17 protein-coding genes and 4 pseudogenes are annotated in these 25,412 nt (G+C 48.1%); 12 read left to right on the plus strand and 9 right to left on the minus strand.

Features of this window, described 5'->3' with window-relative positions:
- Nucleotides 1–712: 712 nt before the first annotated feature.
- On the minus strand, nucleotides 713–2,137 hold the full coding sequence (locus PVE98_RS22820) for an amino acid permease (RefSeq protein ID WP_033755689.1): 1,425 nt from the start codon (nucleotides 2,135–2,137) through the stop codon (nucleotides 713–715).
- Between the two features lie 1,639 nt (nucleotides 2,138–3,776).
- On the minus strand, nucleotides 3,777–4,022 hold the full coding sequence (locus PVE98_RS22825) for a hypothetical protein (RefSeq protein WP_033755687.1): 246 nt from the start codon (nucleotides 4,020–4,022) through the stop codon (nucleotides 3,777–3,779).
- Between the two features lie 931 nt (nucleotides 4,023–4,953).
- Between PVE98_RS22825 and PVE98_RS22830 the strand changes: the two genes are divergently transcribed.
- Nucleotides 4,954–5,934, plus strand: coding sequence for a RepB family plasmid replication initiator protein (locus tag PVE98_RS22830; protein WP_033755755.1), 981 nt, complete (start codon nucleotides 4,954–4,956; stop codon nucleotides 5,932–5,934).
- Nucleotides 5,935–6,730: 796 nt separating this feature from the next.
- Nucleotides 6,731–7,000 (plus strand): hypothetical protein, encoded by a 270-nt coding sequence (locus PVE98_RS22835; RefSeq protein WP_127908357.1) that lies wholly within the window; start codon nucleotides 6,731–6,733, stop codon nucleotides 6,998–7,000.
- Between the two features lie 129 nt (nucleotides 7,001–7,129).
- Here the strand turns inward: PVE98_RS22835 and PVE98_RS22840 are convergent, their stop codons facing one another.
- From PVE98_RS22840 to PVE98_RS22850, 3 genes and pseudogenes are all read right to left on the minus strand, one after another.
- Nucleotides 7,130–8,110 carry a ParB/RepB/Spo0J family partition protein gene (locus PVE98_RS22840; RefSeq protein WP_033755686.1) on the minus strand — a complete coding sequence of 327 codons (981 nt, stop codon included), beginning with the start codon at nucleotides 8,108–8,110 and terminating at the stop codon, nucleotides 7,130–7,132.
- Nucleotides 8,107–9,318 (minus strand): AAA family ATPase, encoded by a 1,212-nt coding sequence (locus PVE98_RS22845; RefSeq protein WP_033755685.1) that lies wholly within the window; start codon nucleotides 9,316–9,318, stop codon nucleotides 8,107–8,109. Before PVE98_RS22845 ends, PVE98_RS22840 begins: the two co-directional genes overlap by 4 nt.
- A gap of 461 nt (nucleotides 9,319–9,779) precedes the next feature.
- Nucleotides 9,780–10,838, minus strand: a pseudogene (locus PVE98_RS22850) (SDR family oxidoreductase).
- Nucleotides 10,839–10,935: 97 nt separating this feature from the next.
- Here PVE98_RS22850 and PVE98_RS22855 point away from each other — a divergent pair.
- The 4 genes and pseudogenes from PVE98_RS22855 to PVE98_RS22870 all read left to right on the plus strand — a co-directional run.
- Nucleotides 10,936–11,829, plus strand: a pseudogene (locus tag PVE98_RS22855) (LysR family transcriptional regulator).
- 287 nt (nucleotides 11,830–12,116) lie between these two features.
- A pseudogene (locus PVE98_RS22860) lies at nucleotides 12,117–12,488 on the plus strand (GAF domain-containing protein); the annotation flags it as partial.
- Between the two features lie 33 nt (nucleotides 12,489–12,521).
- A complete protein-coding gene (locus PVE98_RS22865) occupies nucleotides 12,522–13,490 on the plus strand; it encodes an IS5-like element IS903B family transposase (RefSeq protein ID WP_013087110.1) in 969 nt (322 codons plus the stop codon).
- Nucleotides 13,491–13,548: 58 nt separating this feature from the next.
- Nucleotides 13,549–14,142 (plus strand): annotated as a pseudogene (locus PVE98_RS22870) (GGDEF domain-containing protein); the annotation flags it as partial.
- A 131-nt stretch (nucleotides 14,143–14,273) separates the two neighbouring features.
- Here the strand turns inward: PVE98_RS22870 and PVE98_RS22875 are convergent.
- Nucleotides 14,274–14,537, minus strand: coding sequence for a hypothetical protein (locus PVE98_RS22875; protein ID WP_316135210.1), 264 nt, complete (start codon nucleotides 14,535–14,537; stop codon nucleotides 14,274–14,276).
- Nucleotides 14,538–14,726: 189 nt separating this feature from the next.
- On the opposite strand from PVE98_RS22875, the gene PVE98_RS22880 reads away from it, so the two are divergent.
- From PVE98_RS22880 to PVE98_RS22890, 3 genes are all read left to right on the plus strand, one after another.
- Nucleotides 14,727–15,424, plus strand: a protein-coding gene (locus PVE98_RS22880) for an IS1-like element IS1A family transposase (RefSeq protein WP_224481786.1) whose coding sequence is annotated in 2 segments (ribosomal slippage) — nucleotides 14,727–14,976 and nucleotides 14,976–15,424 — 699 coding nt in all. Because the reading frame shifts where the segments join, the coding sequence is not laid out codon by codon here.
- A 534-nt stretch (nucleotides 15,425–15,958) separates the two neighbouring features.
- Entirely contained in the window at nucleotides 15,959–18,802 is a 2,844-nt protein-coding gene (locus PVE98_RS22885) for a UvrD-helicase domain-containing protein (RefSeq protein WP_333620647.1), read from the plus strand.
- Nucleotides 18,803–19,242: 440 nt separating this feature from the next.
- Nucleotides 19,243–19,707 carry a hypothetical protein gene (locus PVE98_RS22890; RefSeq protein WP_033755915.1) on the plus strand — a complete coding sequence of 155 codons (465 nt, stop codon included), beginning with the start codon at nucleotides 19,243–19,245 and terminating at the stop codon, nucleotides 19,705–19,707.
- 178 nt (nucleotides 19,708–19,885) lie between these two features.
- Here PVE98_RS22890 and PVE98_RS22895 read toward each other — a convergent pair whose 3' ends face one another.
- Together PVE98_RS22895 and PVE98_RS22900 are read right to left on the minus strand one after the other, a co-directional pair.
- Entirely contained in the window at nucleotides 19,886–20,236 is a 351-nt protein-coding gene (locus PVE98_RS22895) for a hypothetical protein (RefSeq protein WP_033755913.1), read from the minus strand.
- Nucleotides 20,237–20,418: 182 nt separating this feature from the next.
- Nucleotides 20,419–21,408, minus strand: a complete 990-nt coding sequence (locus PVE98_RS22900; RefSeq protein ID WP_096073962.1) for a lysozyme inhibitor LprI family protein — start codon at nucleotides 21,406–21,408, stop codon at nucleotides 20,419–20,421.
- A 932-nt stretch (nucleotides 21,409–22,340) separates the two neighbouring features.
- Here PVE98_RS22900 and PVE98_RS22905 point away from each other — a divergent pair.
- Together PVE98_RS22905 and PVE98_RS22910 are read left to right on the plus strand one after the other, a co-directional pair.
- Nucleotides 22,341–22,931 carry a hypothetical protein gene (locus PVE98_RS22905; RefSeq protein ID WP_033755909.1) on the plus strand — a complete coding sequence of 197 codons (591 nt, stop codon included), beginning with the start codon at nucleotides 22,341–22,343 and terminating at the stop codon, nucleotides 22,929–22,931.
- A 64-nt stretch (nucleotides 22,932–22,995) separates the two neighbouring features.
- A complete protein-coding gene (locus tag PVE98_RS22910) occupies nucleotides 22,996–23,847 on the plus strand; it encodes an LPD29 domain-containing protein (protein ID WP_096073960.1) in 852 nt (283 codons plus the stop codon).
- Between the two features lie 260 nt (nucleotides 23,848–24,107).
- Here PVE98_RS22910 and PVE98_RS22915 read toward each other — a convergent pair whose 3' ends face one another.
- Nucleotides 24,108–24,608 carry a lytic transglycosylase domain-containing protein gene (locus PVE98_RS22915; protein WP_333620648.1) on the minus strand — a complete coding sequence of 167 codons (501 nt, stop codon included), beginning with the start codon at nucleotides 24,606–24,608 and terminating at the stop codon, nucleotides 24,108–24,110.
- Nucleotides 24,609–25,004: 396 nt separating this feature from the next.
- Here PVE98_RS22915 and PVE98_RS22920 point away from each other — a divergent pair, with 396 nt between their 5' ends.
- Nucleotides 25,005–25,406, plus strand: coding sequence for a hypothetical protein (locus PVE98_RS22920; RefSeq protein ID WP_096073958.1), 402 nt, complete (start codon nucleotides 25,005–25,007; stop codon nucleotides 25,404–25,406).
- Nucleotides 25,407–25,412 lie beyond the last annotated feature (6 nt).

Below are 25,412 nucleotides of genomic sequence, written 5' to 3' on the forward strand. Positions count from 1 at the left end.
AAAGAAATAAAAACAGAATTAAGCCTGCCAGTTTGTCAGGGAATCGCATTAGCATCCTTTCCAGCTTCATCAAAAGACGTTAATAAAAATGATAGATTTCATTAACACCTCATTTGACATATCATGCTTTAATCAGACCTCATTATCAGACTGGAACCATAAATCCCTCTTCAACATTTAATCTTGCCTGCCCCTTCTTCTTTCTCCCCTTTCTGGAATGCGATCGTAATCAAATAGTGTGATGTCCCACCGGCGCGGCCGCCGCTGATTAAAGCAGACCTGGATAAATGCAATAGCGCAAGTGGCTTACGAGAAAGATGTTGAAGCAGGTTTTATTATCAACGAAATAAAGTGGTCGCTATTGTGACTACGCGCCATAACTCATGAAACGTTTGATTAATGTAACTCCCCTTGCTTGCGCCCTTTACCGGGCGTTTTTTTCATTTATGGGCTATGCGAATAAATAAATGCACCGCATAACAAAAACGTTATCGCTTGTTGATATTCGATTCAATGCCGGGATATTTTGATAACCTCATACAGGCTTCCTCTTTATGCTCACAAACTGGGCGTTTCATTGCTAATTATTAGCAGCGCTCCTCCAGAGGAGCGCTTTCTTTTTTTCTCTTCCCGCCCTAACGATTAGCTATCGTTCTCAATCTTTTTCCACCTGGCTTCTTGGCAGATCGCAGCCGGCAAGTCGAAGGCAGCGTCAGGCGCTGCGAACGGCCTTAAGCGTGTGCGCTTTGCGCGCCTTCACTCGCCAGACGACCCACAGCAGTAAAAACCAGAACGGCATGGCGCAAAGCGCGGCCAGCGTATCCGGATCGAAGACCATAATCACCACCGAGAAGGCGAAAAACAGCAAGCTAATCCAGCTCATCACGATGCCCGCAGGCATTTTAAACTGCGACTGCGCATGCAGTTCCGGACGCTGCTTACGGTAGGCCAGATAGGCCACCAGGATCATGCCCCAGCTGTAGATCACCAGTATCGCCGCAAGCGTGGAAACGATGGTAAACAGCGTCATCACGTTCGGCACCAGAAACAGCAGCAGCGTGCCGCTCAGCATGCAGAAGCAGGAGAAAAACAGGCTGCGCACGGGAATGCGCGTGCTCTTCGACAGAATGCGAAACTGCCAGTGCGCATGCTTTTCTACCGACAGGCCGTAGAGCATGCGGGTGCTGGAATACACGCCGCTGTTGGCGGAGGACATAGCAGAGGTGAGCGCTACAAAGTTGATAATCGCGGCGGCGGCAGGCAGCCCCGCTTTGGCAAACAGGGTAACGAACGGGCTGACGTCGGGAGAGATCGCCGCCCAAGAGGTGACGGCGATAATCACCACCATCGAGAGCATATAGAAAATGATGATGCGCAGCGGAATGGCATTGATCGCTTTCGGCAGAATTTTCTCCGGCTCGCGCGTTTCGGCGGTCATGGTGCCGAGCAGCTCAACGCCGGTATAGGAAAAGATGGCGATCTGAAAACCCGCGAGAAAGCCCGTCACGCCATGCGGCAAAAACACAGCCGGATCAGACAGATGCTGCAATGAAGCCCGCACGCCGTCGGGCGAGGTCCAGCCGGTGGCAACCATCCACAGGCCGGTAAAGATCAGGGCGACAATGGTGATGACTTTGATTAAGGCAAACCAGAACTCCGCCTCGCCGAACATCTTGACTGACAACAGGTTAAACAAACAGAGAATGCCCAGCGTGATGAGTGCCGGTATCCAGGCGGACATTTCAGGAAACCAGTACTGCATATAGCCGCCGCAGACCACCACGTCGGCGATACAGGTCACCACCCAGCTCAGCCAGTAGGACCATCCCAGATAAAAGCTGGCTTTGGGGCCCAGATAATCGGCGACGAAGTCGGCGAAGGAGCGATAGTCGAGCTTCGATAACAGCACCTCGCCCATTGCGCGCATCACCATATACATAAAGAAGCCCACCAGAGCGTAGATGATAAGAATCGAGGTGCCCGCCACGGCGATATTCTTGCCGGCACCCATAAACAGCCCAGTGCCGATGGCGCCGCCCAGCGCGATCATCTGGATATGGCGCTCGCTCAGCCCACGCTCGAGCTGCGGCGAAGAGGTGGAGCTGGCCGACGGCCCGTGCGGTTCTTTTTCAGTCATGGCAATTCCTTCTGAGTTGCGGAGAGCAGCCCGGCCCCAGCAGGCCCGAGCAGAAAGTCAGCGCGACCCTGATGGTCATCGTTCTTTTTTCAGCGCGGGAAGTCACAGATGCTTCTCAGCCACAGGATCTGCACGAGCTCGTCCTGCGACTGGTAGAGGTAAACTGCGCGTTAAAAGCCGGGCATCCTGTATTTATACGACGACATGTTTATTTCTCCTTTCGGAATAGGCGGAATAGCGTGATGATCCGCAGAGGAACTCGCGCCAGTAATATAGCGGCACAGTCAAATCGCGTAATAAATATATTTATCGCGTGGTATTATTCGCGTTAAATAGAGATAACAATGTTTAATCGGGTAGTTTCTGATTAATTAAGGCATTCCATCTGTTTCATTGGGATTCATACTGGCCGCCGTCTGTAACAAAGTCAACACAAGCAAGACTCATTCTATTCACTTTTTGACCTCTTTCAAAGTTCTGAAAAAATTGATAAAAACGCATTCTATGCAACACTACCGCATAAATAATGCATACTTATGCAGTACATGCGGGTTGTAAAAGATGCGTAATTATTCATATGTAGTCACCTTAAATCGGCCTGTGGAATTGGCTTACGCGGTCACCGTCGAAACAGCGTCAACGAATTAACCACAGTTTTACTGCCGTCAGGAAAATAAGGCCTAGATTATTGTCTTCATGGATTATCTGACCATATTTCTTTAGCCGAAAATTTATATCAATATCAAGATAATGAATACCTAATGCATGAATTGGGTAAGCACAATCACAGATGTGATACAAGAAAAACAGTCTATTGCGGTGGTTCACTGCGACAGGCCGCAGCTTTTTTATTTCCGATAGCGAAATAGTCTGCCTGTTTGCTCAAGCCGGGCGCATGTCGCGGGGTCGAGATTCACCGTTCGACGCTAAACAATGCATGCTGCAACCACCCGGAGGCGCTAAGCGTCTGCTTATTGCAGTACCGTAACATTACATGGTTTGCTGACATATAAAGGATCAACAGCGAGACGTACTGGTAAATGCAAAAAAATTCGAGCTTTGCCACATATGAGGATGAAATTAAAGGACTACACATGAAAACGCTTTACTTTCGATGAGTAATTGAGAGCGCCAATGGATAGCCCAGCTTTGAAGCTGACAATATGCTGCGTCAAAAGTGGGCTCGATGAGCAGCGCGATGCTGGAAGCGTAACGGTATGTTATTTCGAGTATTTTCGGAGATAATGAGCATCTTTTTTAATTGAAAGGAAACTAAACAGCGTATAGATAGAATGATGAACCAAAGGAAGGTTAGCGTCTAAAGGAAAACAAAAAAGAAACCTGCTTTTTACGCACGATAGCTTATATTGTTATCTGCGAAAGTCTCGGGATACTAAGATAAGATCAAAGTTTTTATCCAGTCTTGGGCTTTCTGCCCTTCTTGGCGGCAGGCTTTCACCATAATGCTATATCATGTTCATTTCAGACTGATAGTAACCTGCGGCAGTCATTTTTAATGTTGTGGCGGAAGTACCTCTTTGAGACCTTTACGGCATTATAAAGGCTGACTTAGGGTGACACTATCTTCAGTGATTACAGTGCTTACGAAGTAGAGTAGCGTTCTCTCATTTATCAGTGATCAGGCTTGTCCGCCTGCCAGCTTATCCAGCAGAATCACTTCAGAAAGGTCAATTAAGAATTTCAACTCTTCAAACAGCATTGATGATACGGGCTGCGCGAATATGCTGTTCAATTTGCGCTTATGACTGTCACTCTTCTGTCCAGACAAAACGGCGTAAGTTTTCTGTGTCACGGTTGAGTTGATAACTGACACAACCATCCTCTTTAAAGTGGTTTCAATAACGCTACGTAACAGCGATTCCACCTGACTTTCTTTGCTCGATTTGGCAATAAAAATAGAAAAGACAGGTACAGTAATATTTTACTCCTTACTGATCAGTAAGTTGGAATGAACCTTTAAGCTGATTAATTGTGCTTAATTTCATTAGCAGAGTCTATTATGATGCTTTTTAACAATGATTTTCTCAGAAGGGTTTACATCAATAAATGAAGACATACCTGTGTTGGCTGATTGTTTAGCAACAGGATAATCGACTGCTATGGTTAACGTGACTGGCGAAGTATCCTGAAAAAATTCAGCAGAAGGTAATTTGATGATGACAAGTCCTCGATCCTGCTAATTGCTTTGTTTGCTTGCTCTCTGTTAAATCTGTTGCTGCTACGTTTTGGAAAAACCAGTTTAATCATGAAAAGTCTCCGCAGGGTCTTTCGCATGCCCTCCTAAAACTTTTCAGGCTATGAAGTCTCCTATGGAATGATTTATCCACTGGGTAGATCCTAACAATTCGATCCTTATATGATCCTAATAAGATCCTAAAGAGATCCCCGATCGCTGTAGCCCTTGCCAGCTCTGGCCTAAAAGGGTGATCCCATAAGCTGTAGCAAGTAAAATATAAGCTGCAGTCAGTAAATCATAAGCTATGAAGCGTAGATTATAAGCTGTAACTGGTAAACAAGATAAGCTATAGTGAGTTAAATCACGGTTTTCTCTGCTTAACTGTGGATAATTTTTATCTTTAATTTCATGTTGCTATTCGCTGTCCTGTTTGTTCTGTCTGGATCATACATATTCGATCCACAGCTCAGCGGATCTGAAAGTGCCCTGCGCCACTGCTCGCTTGCTGGGTGCTTTACTCTCTTTACTAGCTAAATTAACGGTTTATAGCGTTAACGATTAGGATCCGGAGCCTGTTTTGGATAACGAAAGCATAGATCTTGATACTCTTTTCCAGGAGATGGACAAATCCACTGGCGAGCTCGTCACCCTAACGCCCAACGCCAATAATACGGTGCAGCCGGTTGCGCTTATGCGGCTCGGTGTTTTTGTTCCGACCCTTAAGTCGTTAAAAAATAGCAAAAAAAATACAATGTCCGTTACGGACGCGACTGAAGAACTCTCCCGGCTTTCGCTGGCCAAGGCAGAAGGCTTCGATAAAGTCGAGATCGTCGGCCCGCGGCTGGACATGGATAATGATTTCAAAACCTGGGTGGGGATTATCCACTCATTCGCCAAGCATAAGGTGATTGGCGATAAGGTACAGCTTCCCTTTGTCGAGTTCGCCAAGCTCTGTGGCATACCGTCTAATCGCTCCTCTAAGAAGCTCAGAGAGCGTATAAGCCCTTCTCTGAAGCGAATTGCGGGAACGGTCATCTCATTCACAGCAAACACCAAAGAGCACTCTAAAGAGTACGTTACGCACCTTGTGCAGTCAGCGTACTACGATACTGCAAAAGATATCGTTATCCTGCAGGCAGATCCCCGGTTGTTTGAGCTTTATCAGTTTGATCGTAAAGTACTTTTGCAGCTTAAAGCTATTAACGTCCTCAAGCGGCGCGAGTCGGCGCAGGCTATCTATACCTTTATCGAAAGCCTGCCAAAAAATCCGGCGCCTATCTCACTTGCGCGCCTGCGCGCCAGGCTTAACCTTAAATCCCCCGTATTCTCTCAAAACCAGACCGTACGGCGCGCTATGGAGCAACTGAAGGAGATTGGCTACCTAGACTATACGGAAGTGCAGAGAGGCCGTGCGGTCTTCTTTAACGTGCACTATCGACGCCCTAAGCTCAAAGCGCCCAGGAACGAGAGCGAAGAAACCATTCCGACCGCAGTGCCTGCACCAGCCAGCCCCGATCCCGAACTGACGAAAAAGCTCGAGGTGCTCGAAAAGCTGGGGATTACGATGGAAGACCTGGAAAAGCTTTTCAAAAACAAGTGATTGCCTTTCCAGTATTGCGCGGATAGGCGTTCAAAAGCATGCATTCCCCGTCAGTTTACTCACTACAGCTTATATAGCCTCTGGTGAGTAAATCTCGCTATGGATACCGCACTACTGACAAGAGCCTAAAGCTGCAGTCTCTTGTTATATACGAGAAACGTAAAATTACCTTTTAAATCATCAATATGTTCTGGCGCCATCCGAAACGTCGTCTGGAACGCACATCACAAATATAAGCTGTAGTGAGTAACTTACTCACTACAGCTTATATACTTTTTTTGTATGCTTTATCACACAGCACCCAGCCAGCCAGCTTTCCTTGTCAGGGAAACCGGGCCATTGCTCGTCCAATGCAGCCTGCCCTCTCTTCCGACATACCAGGCATTCAGGATCTGAACCCTGTCTACAACAGCGACCAGTAACGTCGCACAGACTAACTTATTCAGGTTACTCACTACAGCTTATACAAACTCCAAAAAGAGCCAAATACTTACTACAGCTTATGTCATAAGCTGTAGTGAGTAATATAAACTATAGCGAGTAATTTACTCATTACAGCTTATATCTCTGCCCTGCCCTAATGTTTAAAGAGGAATATTTCAAACCCGGGATTATGTGTAAGATATTGAGGTTTTGCAGATGCTTACTGCATGCTGTCTTGAAAATGCCGGTTTTCAGGCGTGCAATAAAACAACTGTTCAACAGATAAGGTGGCAGCAGCGCAAAAGGTAATTTACTGATTACAGCTGATATGAGGTGACGTCGTATTGCGCGCCTGTATGCCCGGCTCAACAACATGGCACCAGAACCGGCAGAGCCAGCAGAAGCAGCAAGATGCAATAACCATTTTACTGATAAGCCTATTTCAGGGGCAAAACTTAATCTGCTGTCATTAAGACTTAATAAGGCAAGGTTATTTACATGGGCCGAACTGGCTTTACTAATAAACAAAGCATTATCAGATCCGAAAAGACATAACGTCACATACTGGTATGGATACTGTGGTTATCCCTTAAGCGTGATAAAAGGGCTTTCAAAACTGAAAGCGGCGGGAATTTCAGTTTGAAATATTTAGCCTGTTTTTTTATAAAACAGCTGCTTAGAGTATTTTTTTCGCGGGTACTCAGTAGCGATACGCTGCTAGTAGTGCTAAAGGTGAGGCCCTGACAGAGTACCGCTCAGGGCCTTCTTGTTATCAGGCTTTACTTTCAGCCTGCATTTTTTCCAGAATCGTTTTTACCGCGGCATCAAGCTCAGCCTGATAGTGCGCGGGAATACGTGAAAACTCATAAGTGACCAGACGTTTTTCCGCATCCGTCTTCTTACGGGCGAACTGTTTTTTGTCAGCGAACACCGCCATCTTTTCCGTCACGACTTTCTTGTCAGCTTTTGCACTTTTCGCACTGCTGTTTACCGAACGAATGAAACCAATGATTCTGGATTTCGATGTAGGGTCATGCGGATCCAGCGTGGTGTCCCCTTCTATGCGCTCGCGCACCGTCTCTACCAGCTCATCCAGACTGCCCTTTCTTGCTTCCACTTTCTCAGCAATATCAAGCAGCGTCTGATAATCATTAATAGAGAGATCGCTCACCGAGGGAAACAGGCCAATCAGTTCGTCAGGCACCGAAGCGGCCTGAAAAGCCCGGCTGATTTTTGCAGCCGACAGCCCTTCTGCTCTGGCGATCTCTGACTGATTCATGCTCTCGGGATACATCACCATAAGTCGCTTGCCCAGCTCACGCAGCGTATGCTCTTTCGCGGTCTGGATATCGATAGCAAGCTGGCGCGCGTCAGACAGCGAAAGGTCATCTTTAGTGACAAGCACTTCGAAAGGTGTGCCGTTATAGAGGCAGGCGGCGCGACGGCGCGAGCCGTCAAGCACTTCGATACGGCCGTCCACTTCGCGGCCGATGGCGGGAAAGAACTGCTGGAGCTTGATGGTTCGGGAAATATCGCTGACCGACTCCGGCGTAAGAAAAGCCTGGTCGCGGCCGTTTACAGCGGCATCGACATAGGTCTGCGCTTCGATATCATCGTGCAAGATTTTCGTCAGGGCGAAACGTGCTTCGGCGCCAGACTTTAGGATAAAAACGCGCGTGCTTTCCGTTTCGCTCAGCATGCGCGAAAAGCTAGAATTACCCAGCGTGCGGCCCATTTTTTTCATTTCTTTCATGACTGCGAACTCCTGACAAATTCAATCCGTTTAAACACGGCCTGGGTAAAACGTTCTGCCTCGCGTTTAGCATTTTTAAGCGCCTCTGTGCTGCCGGGGTAAGACTGGGGATCGGCGCTGACGATAGTGTCAAACGTCTCTCCGCAGCGCTCGAAGCCATCCAGCCGCGGCAAAGCAGCGTCAAGAATGTAAGAGGTGAACACGTCACGCGCTAAGCCATGCGTCATCTCGTGGTCGCGCTTGGAGGTCATTTTCGACATAAACCCGATATTGCCTTTAATGCGGGGATTAATGCCCTCATCTTCCAGCTGCTCCAGCATTTCCGGAAGACGGGTCAGATATTTGAGCGTGGAATGAAAATCCACCTGCGCAGGCGGCGTCGGCGTAAGCAGCAGATCGCTGGCGGCGATGGCGTTGAGCATAAAGGCATCGAGATGCGGACCGGTATCGATAAAGATAAAGTCATAGTCATCGCCGACGCGATCGATGATGTTACGACGTAACACTTCGGAAGGCAGTACGCCCGGCAGGTGTTCGCGAACCAGATCGTTCCATTGACTGGCGACGAAGCCATCATCAATCGAGGCCGGAATGATGTCCACGCCAGGAATAATCGTTGGCTGAATAATCTCTTTGTGAAGCTGTTCGGCGTCCAGATCGTTAAGCATCGCCTGCGCGGCGGTTTCCATAATTGAGCCGATGCTGTTTGCATGGTTCAGAAACATCGTGCTGGATGCTTGGGGATCGAGATCGATAACCAGATTGCGCAGATCGTACTGCAGCAGGTCCGGATGAACGCGCAGGCCGTGGGCCAGAGTAACGGTGCTGACTGTTTTGGAGACGCCACCCTTGAGGTTCACCACAAAGATGACGAACGGCCCTTCCCCTTTATGGATATCGCGATACTTAGGTACTTTACGATGCGCATAAATATCGACGACATCCTGTACCGTGAGCGCGTAGTGCTTTGTATTGCCGGCATCCTTTTTGCCAAACACGTGACCTTTGGATTCCATTTCGTCAATTGCCTGCTCGACGGCCCGGCGGCTGAGCTTGGGCAAGTTAGCAACCGAATTGCGGGTGAAGGTCTGGTAATACTGATCGAGGCCAAATTCGTGACGCTTATCGATAATATCGTCACTCATACTACGCAACATAGCGTTTGCCCTGCGCGCCGTTTCGTCTACTCCACCGTAATTGCTCTTCATCACTCCGCTCCGTTGGCAATATTTCGGGACAGTGTACAGAGTGTCCTGCTATGTGCAAGATTTTTGCGTTTTCAGTGAAAAATTGTACAGAGCATAATATTTTGTTCATTCACCTTGCCAAATGACAATCTGGCTGTTTTTTGGGCGGAAAAGCAGTGCGGAAAGATAATGAGGAAGGTTGAAAAGTTGCCAGATTACCCATGCTCTTTTCAAATATAAGTTGCTGAAATATATTCTTTTTTATTAATTATTTCACATTGAAATTCCCATGGCGTTAAGTGATCTGCGGTCACGGCGACTCTCGAAATAAAAAAACGCCAGTGTAAAGCGCACAGGTGCGGAACAGTGGATTATGCATTGCGATATATGCGGCGTGTAAATGGATAACCGCGCAGTACAAAGGTTTGAAGACGAAGAGAAGAGACCAGCGCTGGCATATCAAGGATAACCGCAGCGAATCATCAGGAGATAATACGGGCGGCTCTGAGCTGAGAGAATAAGCTAAAAAACATCTCGTCATTCGCGCATGACTGCGTAAAGCCAGTCCGGCGCAGTTTGCTGCCATCACCGAACATATCGTCGTCCCAGCCGAAAACGAATTCTGCGAACTGTGCATCGCTAAGTCGCAGAATATCTGCTTCCTGCAGCTTATATCGTTCAGCTATAGCACGCCAGGTGACGCGATAATCTGCGAACAGCTGCTGAAAAGAAAGCTTGACCGGCGACGCGCACTCCAGCTCAAACCAGTTCGCAATCCGTGGCCAGTGTTCGCTCCAGCGCCAGATATCACCATTATTAACGTTATAAGCCTGATTGCTGGCGTCTGGCGCCGTTGCCGCCCATAGCATCGCTCCCCCAAGCAGGCCCGCATCAGTATGATCGACAATGCTGTGTCAATTTTGAGGCGAACCGGGAAAACGAAGCGGTAATCCTTCTGTCTTACACAACGAAGCATAAAGAGCGATGCTTAGCGTAGGTTCATCGCATTGCCTGGTGTCGTGCTGCCTACTACGCCAGGGCGCAGCGCCTGCCTGCGCCAGTTTTTATGCTGCTGGAAGTCGCTCAACCAGCTGAGCTGAGCGGCGTTAAATTCTGCGCCCGGCACGCCAGGATCGCTCTTGCGCGCCGGCGTTTTAAACGGGCCGAAGTGAGCGCCGTAAACTTTATAGCCCTGCATCAGGCTGACATTCTCCAGTGAAGCGACGAGTTCCACATTGCTCATCAGATTGCGTAATATAGTGACGTTCGGTTCAACCATCGCACTCCAGTTCGCTGCATTCAGCCAGGCGTTATAGAAGATATGCGTCACCGACAAAGCGGTTGCAGCGCTTGGGCGCTTTACAGTGCGCTGAGCAGGTCGACATTTACTGTCATAACGTTATATGCATGCGCTTCAGCACGGCGTGATAGCCCGATAATCTGCCATTTTTTAACCAGCAGGGCGTTAACCATCTGGCTGCGCCGACAATGCCGCTGGCGCCTGCAACCAGCGCGACTTTAGGCGTATCTTTCTGCGTCATCTCTGTTCTCCTGAGTAAGAAAGAAACAAAGTGTGCTATGTGTGATTTTCTGCACATGTCCTCTGAACAAGATGACACTTATAAGAAAAACGCTTAAATGAAGAATAAGCTCAGTACGATTGCAACCTTTCTAGGGGTAGCACAAGCGGAATCGTTCTCCGAAGCAGCGCGTCAGTCTGGCATAACGCAATCTGCTTTCAGCCAGAAAATTGCCGCGCTCGAATAGGAACTTGTCACGATTTTGCTGCACCGCACTGCGGGTTAAGGTGCATACCGAGCAGGGCGAATACTACCGCCGTCAAATAGTGCCGCTCCTGGAAGCGATGTAGGAAATCGAAAATCAGCTGCGACTCAGACAACAGCAGTTGCGGGGTATATTACATATACAGCTGCCAAACGGGCTGGGACAGCTTTTTCTGCCGCACCTGCTGACGCTGCAAAAAGATAATCCGGATCTAAACCTGACGCTGGCACTTGATGAACGCCTGTCAGAGCTGGTAAGTGAAGGCGTAGATGTAGCGCTGCGGCTCAGCAGCGAGTAGCCGGATACGCTTACAGCGCGCATGCTGGCATGCATTGAAACGCTATTATTTGCAGCGCCCGATTTAGCGCCGGTTGAATCGCTGGCGGAAGTGGCTAGGCTGCCTCACACGCGCTTCAGGGACATCTCGCAGGCATCGCCGCTTCCTTTGGTAGCAGATAATGAAACGGTTGAGCTGATGGTCAATACCATTTTTCACGCAAGCAACAGCGAAGGGCTGCTTCAGGCACTGTAGACCGGTATCAGCGTTGTGGGTATACAGCTGCTGCTGGCTGCGAAGGCGTTGCAGTCCGGCGAACTGGTTAGAGTACTACCGATCTAGCGTCTGCCAGATCGTTTTTTATATGCGGTCTTTCCTGATGCCCTTTTATTCCCTGGTGAATCAGGCACATCGTGCAGCTGGGTGAATCTTTGCTGAGGGATCTGCCTAGGATGACATTTTGTTCTTAAACGAAAAATGAGAGGATATGAATTAAGACATTTACTCAGACGCTTGCTTAAACCTGCTCCGATAGAATGAAAATGAATGGTGTTTCGGCAAGCGCAGCTGGCTGGCGTCGGTCGTATAAAAACTACCGCGTAACGTCTCTGGGATTTATAAAGAATACGTACCCGCTAACAGGAAGGAAAAAGGGCGCTTTTTTTCTTTGATCCTGCGTTTGAAGGCGTACATTGTTTGCCACAATAGCGCTAAAGAACAGAACGATGCGCGTATTACTGATGATGTTGAGGTAAAAATGAAATTTCCTGGTATTCCGGAAAATGAAGAAGAGCGACTGAAGTCGCTTTATATGATTGATCTGCTCGATACCAGGGATGATGAGCGCTTTGAAAGACTGACGCGAATTGGCCAGAGACTGTTCCAGGTGCCCATAGCGGTGATTAATCTTCTTGACCGCGATCGCCAGTGGACGCTTGCCTGTCAAGGCCTTAGCGGTCGCGAAATGAAACGGGATATCTCTTTTTGCGCCCATGCGATCCTGCAGGAAGACCCGCTGATTATCAGCGATGCCCGACTGGATGAACGCTTTCACGACAACCCGCTGGTAACAGGCGAGCCCTTTATCCGTTTCTATGCCGGTTACCCGGTGCGCCTGCCTGACGGCGCGGGGCTTTGTTGAATAAATCGAACTTTTGCTGAGTTGAAGGATCAGATCACGTATCTTCCCGACAACGCAGACCGTTCCGTGGCAAAGCAAAAGTTCAAAATCACCAACTGGCCCACCTACAATAAAGCCCTCATCAACCGTGGCTCCATAACTTTCTGGCTGGATGATGAAGCTATTCAGGCCTGGTATGAGTCAGCAACACCTTCTTCACGAGGCAGACCTCAGCGCTATTCTGACCTTGCCATCACTACTGTGCTGGTCATTAAACGCGTATTCAGGCTGACCCTGCGGGCTGCGCAGGGCTTTATTGATTCCATTTTTTCTCTGATGAACGTTCCGCTACGCTGCCCGGATTACAGCTGTGTCAGCAGGCGGGCAAAGTCGGTTAATGTCAGTTTCAAAACGCCCACCCGGGGTGAAATCGCACACCTGGTAATTGATTCCACCGGGCTGAAGGTCTTCGGTGAAGGCGAGTGGAAAGTCAAAAAGCATGGCCAGGAACGCCGCCGTATCTGGCGTAAGCTGCATCTCGCCGTTGACAGTAAAACACATGAAATCATCTGCGCTGACCTGTCGCTGAACAACGTTACGGACTCAGAGGCCTTCCCCGGGTTAATCCGGCAAACCCACCGGAAAATCAGGTCAGCCGCCGCCGATGGCGCTTACGATACCCGGCTATGTCACGATGAACTGCGGCGTAAGAAAATCAGCGCGCTTATCCCTCCCCGAAAAGGTGCGGGTTACTGGCCCGGTGAATATGCAGACCGTAACCGTGCAGTGGCTAATCAGCGAATGACCGGGAGTAATGCGCGGTGGAAATGGACAACAGATTACAACCGTCGCTCGATAGCGGAAACGGCGATGTACCGGGTAAAACAGCTGTTCGGGGGTTCACTGACGCTGCGTGACTACGATGGTCAGGTTGCGGAGGCTATGGCCCTGGTACGAGCGCTGAACAAAATGACGAAAGCAGGTATACCTGAAAGCGTGCGTATTGCCTGAAAACACAACCCGCTACGGGGGAGACTTACCCGAAATCTGATTTATTCAACAAAGCCACGGCGCGGTAGTGGGGACGTTATGTCTGGTCAACAGCGAACCGCGCGAATTTACTGACGAAGATGTTGCCTCGCTAAAAGATCTCGCGTTCATTGTAGAAGATGAATTTCAGGTCATTAACATGGCGATGACCGACAGCCTCACCGACATTCCTAACCGGCGCGGATTTTACCACAGCGGCGAGAAGCGCTTCAGGGAGTATCAGCATAACGGCAACGCTTTCAGCATTCTCTATTTCGATCTGGATAAATTCAAACCTATCAATGATATGTGGGGCCATGCCGAGGGTGATGAAGTGCTGAAAGTCTTTTCGGCGCACCTGCGTCAGCTAATGGGCTCAAAAGATGTTATCGGACGGCTTGGCGGTGACGAGTTTGCCGTCCTGCTTGCCAGCGGTAAAGAGCCTTTAATCTTTCAGAACCGGCTGCGCGAAAACCTGAATGCTTGGAATCAGCAATCAGGCAAGCCCTATAATATCAACTACTCTTATGGCGTAATTAACAGTAGTCCCAGTAAATACAGCTCGCTTATGGAAATGATTAAAGAGAGCGATAGCGTCATGTATTCCGAAAAGCGCCGGAAGAAACTAGTCTAGTAGAGATAAAATTTAGCTACTCTCCTGCCAAAGAAGTTGCAAACGTTTTTATAAGTAATAACAGGATGACCCGCAAAATATTTTACATGATACTGGACCGTACTGTTCACAAGATCAACGGCGAGTCCTGTTTAGCTCAGGGAGAAACGGCCTCCAACCGTACAGCCTTTCGCCATCAGAACGCGGTACAGTTCATAAATAAGATCGCGGTTTGGCCCTTCGCCCTCTTCGGCTTTTTCCAGCGCCAGCCTGGAGGAGGTTACCAGCACAACATGGTAAGAGGCATCAAGCTGAAGGACGCCGTCAATTAACCCCTGCATGAGGCAGCGTTTTGAGGTAGTGTCGTAATAATGGAATGTCAGTCCTGTTTTCCCGCTGTCCCGCTCGATCAGCACACGCGCCAGCCCTTCGCGCTTCTGCCCGTTGCAGCTGCCTGTCGAATAGATATGCACTGTTTCATGTTTACTTTGCGCGCTAATGCTGTTTGTCTTTTCACATGCTTACAAGTCTGTACCGGTTAGTCAATGCAGGTGATGCTGCCAACTTACTGATTTAGTGTATGATGGTGTTTTTGAGGTGCTCCAGTGGCTTCTGTTTCTATCACCTGTCCCTCCTGTTCAGCTACTGACGGGGTGGTGCGTAACGGTAAAAGTACTGCCGGACATCAGCGCTATCTCTGCTCTCACTGCCGTAAAACATGGCAACTGCAGTTCACTTACACAGCCTCTCAACCCGGTACGCACCAGAAAATCATTGATATGGCCATGAATGGCGCTGGATGCCGGGCAACCGCCCGCATTATGGGCGTTGGCCTCAACACGATTTTACGTCACTTAAAAAACTCAGGCCGCAGTCGGTAACCTCGCGCATACAGCCGGGCAGTGACGTCATCGTCTGCGCGGAAATGGACGAACAGTGGGGCTATGTCGGGGCTAAATCGCGCCAGCGCTGGCTGTTTTACGCGTATGACAGGCTCCGGAAGACGGTTGTTGCGCACGTATTCGGTGAACGCACTATGGCGACGCTGGGTCGTCTTATGAGCCTGCTGTCACCCTTTGACGTGGTGATATGGATGACGGATGGCTGGCCGCTGTATGAATCCCGCCTGAAGGGAAAGCTGCACGTAATCAGCAAGCGATATACGCAGCGAATTGAGCGGCATAACCTGAATCTGAGGCAGCACCTGGCACGGCTGGGACGGAAGTCGCTGTCGTTCTCAAAATCGGTGGAGCTGCATGACAAAGTCATCGGGCATTATCTGAACATAAAACACTATCAATAAGTTGGAGTCATTACCCATTTGGCAGAAATATTAAACTCAGCTGTGCGATCAAAAAACTCAATAACGAACCAATAGATATCTTGTTCAGTCGGGAGTTTCATTTCTAACTTTCGGGCTAGTTGTGAAACCAAATTAATTGTCTGTTCGTCAGTCTCAGGTAACTTTGTTGTAATCCCGCCAATTACAAACTTATCTTTTTTTTATCCCAAAAAATTTTCCTAATCCCATGATGTAGAACCCCTTTATGAGAAGTTGCTCAACATAGCAGAACCCTTTATGAAACCCACCTGCCATAAATAGTAGTTATGTAGGCTTGCAGCTTATCGGAAAGCAGATAAGGTCTGTTAATCAAGGCATTGGTTTGTATGATTTAATCTTAAATATTTAACTTGAGCTCTCATATCTTGCAGAAGGAAGGGGTCCTTACGTGACCGTTTCAAGGGCGATATTCTTCGAAACAGGAGGGTGTTGCGTACAAAAAAAATGTCAGAGAGAATGGGGTATGAATAGATAGCGATGTTAAGTGATACTTTGATGAATGAAGTCAGTTCTGTCCAGGTTAATTTCCTTGGGAAACTTTTTAGAAAACCTTCAGTCAATGCGACTTCAGATACGTTGTGGTTGTCACTTCAGGGTAAAGAAGTGGCCCATTACTCTATCAGGTCGATGCGTGCGTTTGCGCATGTTGATGAATCGGTGCTGGGAAGTCAGTTGCGCTTCAGTTCTGATGGTACTGAGATTAAAACCGGTTTTTTGCAAAAAAAAGTAACAGCAATCTTTCTGGAGTTTATTAATCAATCTGTGTCAGAGCATATTCAGGATTATCTGAAGGCATGCTTTTCTGAATTTAATGCTTTAGCTATCAACCATTACCCTCGAGACTCTTGGTCAGAGCAGATCGAAAGCCTGATATCAGAGCTGCACAGGCACTACGTGGTGCAAGCTGATACCTGGAAGAAGTATTTACCCGCCTCGGTTATTGAGAGGATCGAGATGATGTTAAAATTCTTTCCACTGGATATGGCATCTCTGCGTGAACATCATGAAAGCTGCCAGCTCAGGAACCGGGAAGCATTCTTTGATGTTGTGGAAGCTAATCCTCTCACAGTTGAGCAGCGACTGGGCGTCTTAAGGTCTAACGATCGTAATATGGTTTTAGCTGCTGCAGGTACGGGGAAAACCTCCGTCATGGTTGCTAAGGCTCTTGACCTGATCGACAGAAAACTCGCTGAACCTTCTGAAATTCTTGTTCTTGCTTATAACAAGACTGCAGCAAATGAGCTGAAAGAACGTCTGGAAAGCAAAGCAATTAATGGAAGCGTAACTTTAGCCACTAAGCCCTATATTTCTACTTTTCATGCATTGGGCAGGCAGATACTCAGAGATGCAGGTATTTCCACACAGATAAGTGTGTTTGCAGAAGATAATTATAAGCTCAAGCAGTGGGTTACAAAATGGATTTATGAGTATATCAGCGCCGATCCTGCGCGCGTTTTTGATTTGATTGAGCTGACTACGCCTCCCGTAGATGCTCTGCAGTTCAGTACAAAATCGGAGTATGAGAAACATCTACGCGATAACGAATTCAGAACTTTAGGTGGCGAAAAAGTGAGAGGTTACCAGGAACTTTTGCTTGCTAACTTCATGCACGTTAATAGAATTGAATATGAGTATGAATCATATTATGTAACGAAACGACGACTGGAAATTGGGTTTGATTACCGCCCTGATTTTCACATTAAAGATACCGATATATATATTGAACATTACGGAACTGACCGGGACGGAAAAACCCGGCCGGATATTGATGCCAGTAATTACGGTGAAATTATAGAGAAAAAGCGTGCACTTCATGCGGAGTGTGGAACTACGTTAATCGAAACATTTCATTATGAATGGCAGGAGAAAAAATTACTGTCGGCGTTTAAGGCCAGACTAGCCGCGGCAGGGGTCAGTTTCGACCCTATGAGTCCCCAAGAAATTTTTGAGAAATTGAATCAACAGCAGGAGTTAGGAAGCTGGGCTGAACTGATGACGAAAGCTCTCCAGTCAATCCGTGTCGAAAGATTAGATAAAAAAGGGATATTTGCGCGTTTTACCGCGGCAAAAATTTTTAATGCAGAGAAATATTCCAATCTACTGGATGAGTTGCACAGTGGCTACATTGATGAACTCAAACGTCAGAATACTATTGATTTTGATGACATGATCATCCGTGCCATAGATGTCATTAACACTGGAGCATATGTTCCGCAATGGAAATATGTTCTGCTTGATGAGTTTCAGGATATTTCTGCGGCCCGAATGGAGTTCATTCAGGGCATTTTAGCAAAAGGGCCCGCACCCTCCCTGACGATTGTCGGTGATGACTGGCAATCTATTTATCGGTTTTCAGGCGGTAAACTGGAGTTGACTACTCGCTTTGAGGATCTTGTTGGTCATTGCACGGTGACTAAACTTCAGAAAACTTTCAGGTATAACAATAGCATTGCCAAAACTGCCGGGACTTTCATTATGCAAAATCCCGAGCAGTATAAAAAGGAGATTGATACTCATCACAAGGTTGAGGAGCCTCAGGTTTATCTTCTTGATGATAAAATTGGTGTTCAGAGGAGTTTGTGCGACAAAGCGCTGGAGGTGGTTAAGAAAATAAGGCAGCACGAGCCCACCGCATCGATAGCTATTATCGCTCGCTATAATTACCTGTTAGCAGAAGCCAAACAATCTGTGTGGGGCGCTGAATTTAAGGAAAACGTATTTTTCTGGAGTTTTCATAAGTCGAAGGGACTGGAAGCAGACTATTGTATTTTGATTGGCTTTTCTCAGGGCAAGACAGGTTTTCCTAACGAAAACAGAGATGATGCTGTCATCGAAGCTCTGTTACCCTCTCTGGACACTTTCCCGCACTCTGAAGAGCGACGCCTCCTGTACGTGGGTATCACGCGTGCAAGGCACAAGTGCTACATCATTGCCGATCCCACTGCACCATCTGATTTTGTTACCGAGCTTCTTACACCTAAATACGATTTGCAAATCGCCTCTGATACCTTTAAAGAGCGGTATCGCAAAATGTTTAAGTGCCCTCACTGCGAATCAGGCTACCTTCGTTTGGTAAAGGGCAAGTTTGGAGATTTTTACAGTTGCAGTACTGGACTGGGTTGCACTGTAGGGAAGGCGAGGGTATGTGAAAAATGCGCTGCTCCTTCATTCGACATGCGAAGTCACAGCCAATGCAATAATCCTGCATGTGATAACAAAATGAAAATCTGTGAAAAATGCGGCAGGCCAATGAAATTAAGACAGGGTAAGTTTGGCGAGTTCTGGGGGTGCAGCGGCTACGGAATTAAAGGCGACCAATGTACTCATACGTCAAAATGAGACCTGATATGAGCACACGTATGAGATGTCATTTGATTGACTAATATCAGGGCCTCGGCAATACATGCAGGGGAAAGCCAGACTCGCTACCACCGTGTTTGACAACAACTGAGCCGGGACGCTCTGGTCCGTTGACGACCTGAGGCCATATGCCCGTCAACTCAGCCTTTTCAAGCTCATGCCATCGGCAACCACCATTCATATTGTCAGGCTCCGGAAAATGCTCCTCAGCGTGAGGGGGAGCAATGGTGTGGGGATGAGATCTGATTGCCAGATAAGGGGCTTTTCCTGCGTTAGCGTTTTCATTGTGCCTCTCTACTATTGCGTTAATGATCCGTAGCTAACAGCCGATACTCATTTCGCTGTGCGTGTTAAAGCCTGATGTGTGCTCATGCAAGATGATGCCATAGAAATTTTTTACCGATATGGATTTCAAACTTATGAAACGTGCAATTTTATTAACCCTGCTAGCTTTGCCCATTACAGACGTAGCTGCAGCCACTCAACTGATAGTCTGTGAACCTGCCTCAAAAAATGACAGGGCAGCCACTGGTATCTGGCCTGTTCCCTATCTGACGCAAAATAAGCTCTGCTTCAATATGAAAGCTCAGACAGGGAATACGTGCGTAAAAAATGGACTGACAACCACATGGTTTACTGAGGCGGTCATCGTCACCGTCGATGGAGAATCGATGGGTAGGGATGATACCTGGTTCAGAGTTGCCAGGCCGACTGTGAATGAAAGAGAAATTGAATACACCATTGAGGCGTCCAGAGATAAAAAACAATGGATCAGCATGTCCAGGGTCTCAATTAACCGCATCTCCGGTCAGGCGGTAGACTGGTTGATCCGTGAACACGGCGGTACGTCATATAATTGCCATCTTGAAGGGAAGAAGCTCTGACGGGATTGATGATTTAACGCTGATCACTCTATTCAGATTGCAGAGGTTGTGAGTAGCGCCGTCAGGTTGCACGGTTTTTAGATAACGCTATTACAGCGTTTTGGAAGTGATTTCTGAAGACTGTTCTTGCTGGTTAGCGGCGAAGCGCCGCTAACTTAATTACTTGACGATTACTGTGTTAATTGTCAGAGTCAGGTTCAAAGCTGTTTATAAACTGACCGATGCTGTTCTTATACAGTTTAAAGGTCATATTCAGCTTATCTCCGTCAGAAAACTCATAGGTTCCGTGGCAGGCCAGCTTGTTTATATCCCCTATGATTTTTTTTTGGTCATATACATCAATAACCGTTGGAGCATCTGAGTTACTCTTAATATCATTGTAAGTCTCGAGCAGCAGGCCTCTCATTTTCGCATCGTTGCAGTCAACATTTGAAAAGTCGCGGTCGGGATCGGCCGAGGCCGTGTTTGCAAATAGAGAAGTAAGTAATGATGCAGCAATGGCAATTTTAGCTATGCGAAATTTAATCATTTTATTTCCATATGATGATGTTTTCTGAAACGGTAAGCAGCTAGGACAGTATCTCAGTTGGATAAGGTTAAGGTTTTGCGTCAGGATACCGTGACGACCTTAAGAATAACCCTGCAACTGGATGGTGCCAGCGCGGCACAGGCCACCAGCTTGCAGGGCAATGCCTGTCTGAGTAAACCTGATTACTGGTTTCTGATGAAGTCGGTTCTCGATGCGGTCATCTGTGCCTGGCAGTCGACCATTTTTTTCACCTCGTAATCACTACCCTGCATTGAGACCTTGCCACACATCGCGTCTTTAGTTTTGATCCACTGTCGCTGAGAAGGCAGTAATTCCTTTTTCTTAACAGGCGTTAACGCTCCCCAGGCAGTATTGAGGTCAGAGTCAGCATTCGCAAATGCAATCCGGGACTGCGCAAGGCTGTCAGAGTTCTGCTGCTGAGGCTGCTGATTGGTAGATTGTAGAGACTGCTGCTGGACCTGTTGCTGCGCTTTCTCTTGTGCCTGAAGCTGCGCCTGTCTCTGAATTTGCTGTTCAGCCTCATACTGCGCCTGTTTCTGGGCTTGCAGCTGAGCCTGCTGCTGGATCTCAATCTGACGCTGCTGGGCGTCTTTAGCCTGCTGAACTTTCTGCTGTTCAACGATAGGGTTGATGATGGAGAGTGCTGTTATCAGACTTGCGCCCGCGGAGACAGGGTTATCCATCTGGGCCTTAACGAACACGTTTTTCTGATCGTCAGTTGCCTGCGCTGTATAGCCGATACGCTTAGAGAAAATGTTCGCGTTATTTTCTAGCGACAGGCCTTCAAGCTGCTTGTCCAGATTGCGGTTGAAGTTCGTGCGATACGCTTCAGTGAGCTGCGCATATTCATCTGCGGGAAGCGTCATGGAAACCGTGGCTTCACAGGTTTTCATAGTGCTGCCTGTGTCACTGGAAGTCGTAGATATCTCAGAAAGCGCTAGTTTAATTTTGTCGAGGGCACTTCTTTTCGTCTGACTAGTAACGTCCTGATATTTGTCGACCTGTTCGGACAGACCTTCATAAGCCGCCTTTTTGATCAAATCCAGAAAAGCAGATTTGGTAATGTCAGAAGAGCAGCCAATCACTTCTTTATTGTTGTCACAACCTGAAAGAGCAACGGCAAGTAACAGAGCGGCGTATTTGAGTCGCATGAGTTCCCTTTAGAGTATTTATTCTGATTTTGACGGCGGCGGGGGAGCCGGTGATTAAGGTTTCTTCTGCTGAGGATCTATACCCTGTGAAACTCACCTGCCTAAGCAATGCATATATCGGCACTTACATTGAAAACTTTAAAATTACCTCCGCAGGTGCCTAATCGAGCACAGGCCAATTCAGGCTTTTCAGAAACCCGGGAAGATTGTTGGATGGAATTGGCAGATAGTAGGTGTTTTTGCTGAACGGTACGTGTGAAAACACGTCACAGTGGGAGGCAGACAGCGAGTGAACACTGTATCACGGCATGCACCACTTCAGCAGAGATGTTGCTGCGATGACGGCCAGGTTGAATCTCAAAGGACAGCGCCGGGGCCGATGAAAGATATACCCCATTCGCTAAGGCTTTCATATTTTGAGTCTTAACTGCATGCCAGCCATTCGTTCGTTATGAACAAAATTTTCTGCACAACATTCCATCCAGCCTGCACTGTCTGAGCAGTGCATTACTTAACATCCCTTTTTTCTCCTCCCGTTGTTTAACCCAATTCAGTCGTAAAAGCGCTGGTGGTCTTAATCTCTTACCTCGGGCTCGATACACACGTGGCGGTTGACAACTCATGGCCCCCATCGGCTCCCCGGCGTTGCCGGGTCGTCGAGTCCCACTGAGCTAACCGGCAGAGCCGGTTAGCTCCGCCAAACCGCCAGAAGCGGCGTTGTGGTCGGGTGTGTGGATGCTCATCTCCGGCGCGGTGGTCATGTTGCGGTACGTCCCACGCGGCGGGCGAATCCAGGCACCACCATTCATCAGATACAAGGGTGAAATGCACGCCTGCGGCGCCCTTGTATCTGCTGCCTGCCGTTGCTTCTCAGCCCTTTGCCGCGAGGAACTAACCGAAACATGAATTAATCACCTGACAGGAGAACCAGCATGCACACACAAAACGTCAACGTCGCCGCTTCAGAATCTCCCAAAACATGGGGTAACGGCCCGAAAATCTGCGTCAGCGCAAACGATCTGCGCACGCGCTGGCACGTCACAGGCAAAAACGGCGAAAAGGTCACGCCGTCAGAGGGGAAGCACTTCCCGGCGCGAAACGGCAGCTATGGCACGGACGTGCTGCTGCTTGATGAAACTGATGTCAGCGCGCTGATGGCTGCCGGACATACCGCGCTGCCGTGTGTGGCGAGTTCAGGCGGAGGCATGACGGCGCTGTACGACCTGGGCGAAAACGCAGCTGGGCGATTCATCATTGTCAGCCGTGGCCAGATTTTTTACCGCTCAGCTTCCTGGCAGGAGGCTCGCCGGGAATATATGCGTCGTGCCTCTGCGGTGAGGGCTGAAGAGGCAAAAGCATTTTTTGACCGCTTGCACGAAGCGCGTGACGCAGGGCTGGATTATTACCTGGCCAGTGACGTCGCACGCGGCGTTATCTCGCTGGAAAACGCGCTCAATCCGGTGCCAAAAAATCAGGTAACTGCCGGTGCCGGTGATACCACCCTGAACGAGATCCCGTTCTGAAAACGTTGCGCGGCCTGGAAGGGCGGGCCGCTTTTTCGTCTCAACTGATTTAAGGAAAACTGAAATGAAAATGCACAATGCGCAGGCAGTGGTTATCGGTCAGGTTGTCAGCACAGTTCTTTACAATCGCGGGCGGGGTGTCGTGTTCGCCGTTCACGGCGAGCAAAAACCGGCATCAGTCGGGTCGCTTTCAGGCTGCGTATCTTATGGCGGTAATGCCACGTTTGATATTGCGTTTGAGAGCGGCGGAATATCTCGCGGGCTGCCGGAAAGTATCCTGCACGGAAAACAGTGGAGCATATTTCCGGAAATAAAAAGCGGTGAAGAAACGGCGCGCATTGTAAAACATGCCGAGTCGGAAGAACGCCGCAGGCAGCAGGAGAAAGAGGAGGAAGAGCGTCTTTATGCAGCTGAATGCGAGCGTTTAAAAACGGCACCGGAATATGCCGCGCTTTCGCAGGATAAAAACGGAGCCGTGCAGGTGACGTCTAATATTCGTAAGGAGCTGAAGGCCAGATTTTCGGGGGTTAAATTTTCCGTTCGCATGCGCAGTTATGACAGCGTAAGTGTTAACTGGATTGACGGGCCGACAGAGGAAGAAGTAAAAGCCGTAACCGACAAGTACAAAGACAGTTATTTTGACGGTATGCAGGATATGTCCGTTTCCTGTGCTTCTCCCTTTAATCGCATTTATGGGGGCGTGGGCTACGTTTTTACCGATCGGGATTATTCGGATGAGATGAAGGGAAAGGCGGTGGACATGATCGCTAAAAAATATGGCAGCAGTCTGGAAGGTGAAGAAATAACGCTGGCGCGATTTAACACCGGCGAGCTATACAGGGTCGGGTGCGATTACTTCTGGCACAATCAGGGCGTGCAGGGTGAGATAAACCGAAAGCTTGCGGAAATAAAATAAAAGACAGGGGGCCGCAGGGCTCCTTTTTTTGGCCGGATTTTATCCGTGACCGGTATTGAACCGGTGACGGATAAATGTAATCCACCGCAGTGTTTGTACATGCGGTGCTTACGAAAAAAAAGAGAAGTTACTTCTGTTACCCGTTCCCGGCATGGAGCCGGGGCGGGTAATTCTGCGCGTAAGCTTCGTTGCCGTCTTTAAACAAATACAGCGCAGAGAGATAAAGCTGGGCTGCGCGCTTCGTCAGTATGAAAAGCCGTTCAGCCGCTGAATGCCTTGCGCGGAATTTTACCTGACTTGATGGCCTTGTAATGTTTATCAATCAGCATCGCATAGTTATAGCGGTTCGTTACGGTAACCGGCAGGTTTTTCATTCCCGCGTTGTACATTCCCACCGCCAGCCACGTTGTGCCGTACTGATTGAAATTGCGGCGCAGCAGCATGGCACCAATATAAATGTTCAGGCACGGCTCGCTGAGCAGCTTTTCTTTGCTGAGGCCTGGGTACTCTTTCTGTAAGCGGCGCATTGTGACCGAATTAATCTGCATGAGCCCGTAGTCACTGCTGCCGGGTTTTCCATCTTTGGTCCGGTTGGTATTTACAGCTGCCGGATTGTAGCGTGACTCCTGCCAGGCGATAGCGCGCAGATAGTCGGGGTCGATGGAATACCATTCACCAGCTTTAATAAAAAAGTCCGCATTCACGCTGGCGGAGAAAATGCCTGTCGCCAGCAGGGCTGCAGCGTGAGTAAATAAACACATTGCGGCTCCTGATTTGAAAAGTTCGGGGGAGGTGTCAGGTTCAATAATATCATAAGAGTTAGGTTTTTACACACCACTCGCAAATTTCTTTTTGCTGGTTAATATATTATAAATCAGCAACTTAGCTTTAAACCGTAGAAAATTTAATCTTATGCTGACTTACCAGAAGGTAACCCAGTGGAATCCTGAAAGTTTTTTCTTGGTTACCATATGGTTTGTTATAGGTTTATCAGTAGTTTATAATGGATTTCTAACTATTGGTTTCCATATGGTTACTCAGTTTTAAGCCTGATGTTACCTGATGGTTACCATAAAAGATGAGTCTGCACCCTTCCAGATTGTCTGGTCCGATGTGATGCTTACATATATTAGTTAAAACGAGTGTGAGAAAAAAATATGAATGATGAAAATGCAGCTAAGCGTAACCGGGTTAACCTTACCATCCCTTTTTCACTGCTGGAAAAGATTGATGCACACGTCGAAAAAAAACTGGAAGACGGCGAATCCCGTGATACAGCTAACAGATCAGCGTTCGTAATGGAAATGTTCAAACTCGGTTTACGGGTGCATGAAAACAAACTTAACAAGGATGCATCTGAAAAAACGCTCGATCAAAAGCTGGAACTCATTGCTAAAAATGCGCTGATGAATGGGTTCATTATCGACGCAATTTTCGGCATCATGAAAGAAACGGTTGATACTTCTAAAGTCGTCAGGAACGAAATGCTTCTTGATCCAGACTGGCCTAAAGAGATGAAGGAAAGAGTTGCCGGTAAATTACTGGAGTACTTTAAATAATTAATG

It is taken from the genome of Pantoea sp. GABEPS69 (genome assembly GCF_045780835.1).
GTDB lineage: Bacteria > Pseudomonadota > Gammaproteobacteria > Enterobacterales > Enterobacteriaceae > Pantoea > Pantoea septica.

Bases quoted from the DNA above. Each gene is read 5' to 3' on its own strand.
- PVE98_RS22835 (WP_127908357.1), top strand. From the start codon at position 6,731: ATGGCACCAGAACCGGCAGAGCCAGCAGAAGCAGCAAGATGCAATAAC.
- PVE98_RS22830 (WP_033755755.1), top strand. From the start codon at position 4,954: ATGGACAAATCCACTGGCGAGCTCGTCACCCTAACGCCCAACGCCAAT.
- PVE98_RS22845 (WP_033755685.1), bottom strand. From the start codon at position 9,318: ATGAAGAGCAATTACGGTGGAGTAGACGAAACGGCGCGCAGGGCAAAC.
- PVE98_RS22895 (WP_033755913.1), bottom strand. From the start codon at position 20,236: ATGATTAAATTTCGCATAGCTAAAATTGCCATTGCTGCATCATTACTT.
- PVE98_RS22820 (WP_033755689.1), bottom strand. From the start codon at position 2,137: ATGACTGAAAAAGAACCGCACGGGCCGTCGGCCAGCTCCACCTCTTCG.
- PVE98_RS22915 (WP_333620648.1), bottom strand. From the start codon at position 24,608: ATGTGTTTATTTACTCACGCTGCAGCCCTGCTGGCGACAGGCATTTTC.
- PVE98_RS22910 (WP_096073960.1), top strand. From the start codon at position 22,996: ATGAAAATGCACAATGCGCAGGCAGTGGTTATCGGTCAGGTTGTCAGC.
- PVE98_RS22885 (WP_333620647.1), top strand. From the start codon at position 15,959: ATGAATGAAGTCAGTTCTGTCCAGGTTAATTTCCTTGGGAAACTTTTT.
- PVE98_RS22905 (WP_033755909.1), top strand. From the start codon at position 22,341: ATGCACACACAAAACGTCAACGTCGCCGCTTCAGAATCTCCCAAAACA.
- PVE98_RS22890 (WP_033755915.1), top strand. From the start codon at position 19,243: ATGAAACGTGCAATTTTATTAACCCTGCTAGCTTTGCCCATTACAGAC.
- PVE98_RS22900 (WP_096073962.1), bottom strand. From the start codon at position 21,408: ATGCGACTCAAATACGCCGCTCTGTTACTTGCCGTTGCTCTTTCAGGT.
- PVE98_RS22840 (WP_033755686.1), bottom strand. From the start codon at position 8,110: ATGAAAGAAATGAAAAAAATGGGCCGCACGCTGGGTAATTCTAGCTTT.
- PVE98_RS22920 (WP_096073958.1), top strand. From the start codon at position 25,005: ATGAATGATGAAAATGCAGCTAAGCGTAACCGGGTTAACCTTACCATC.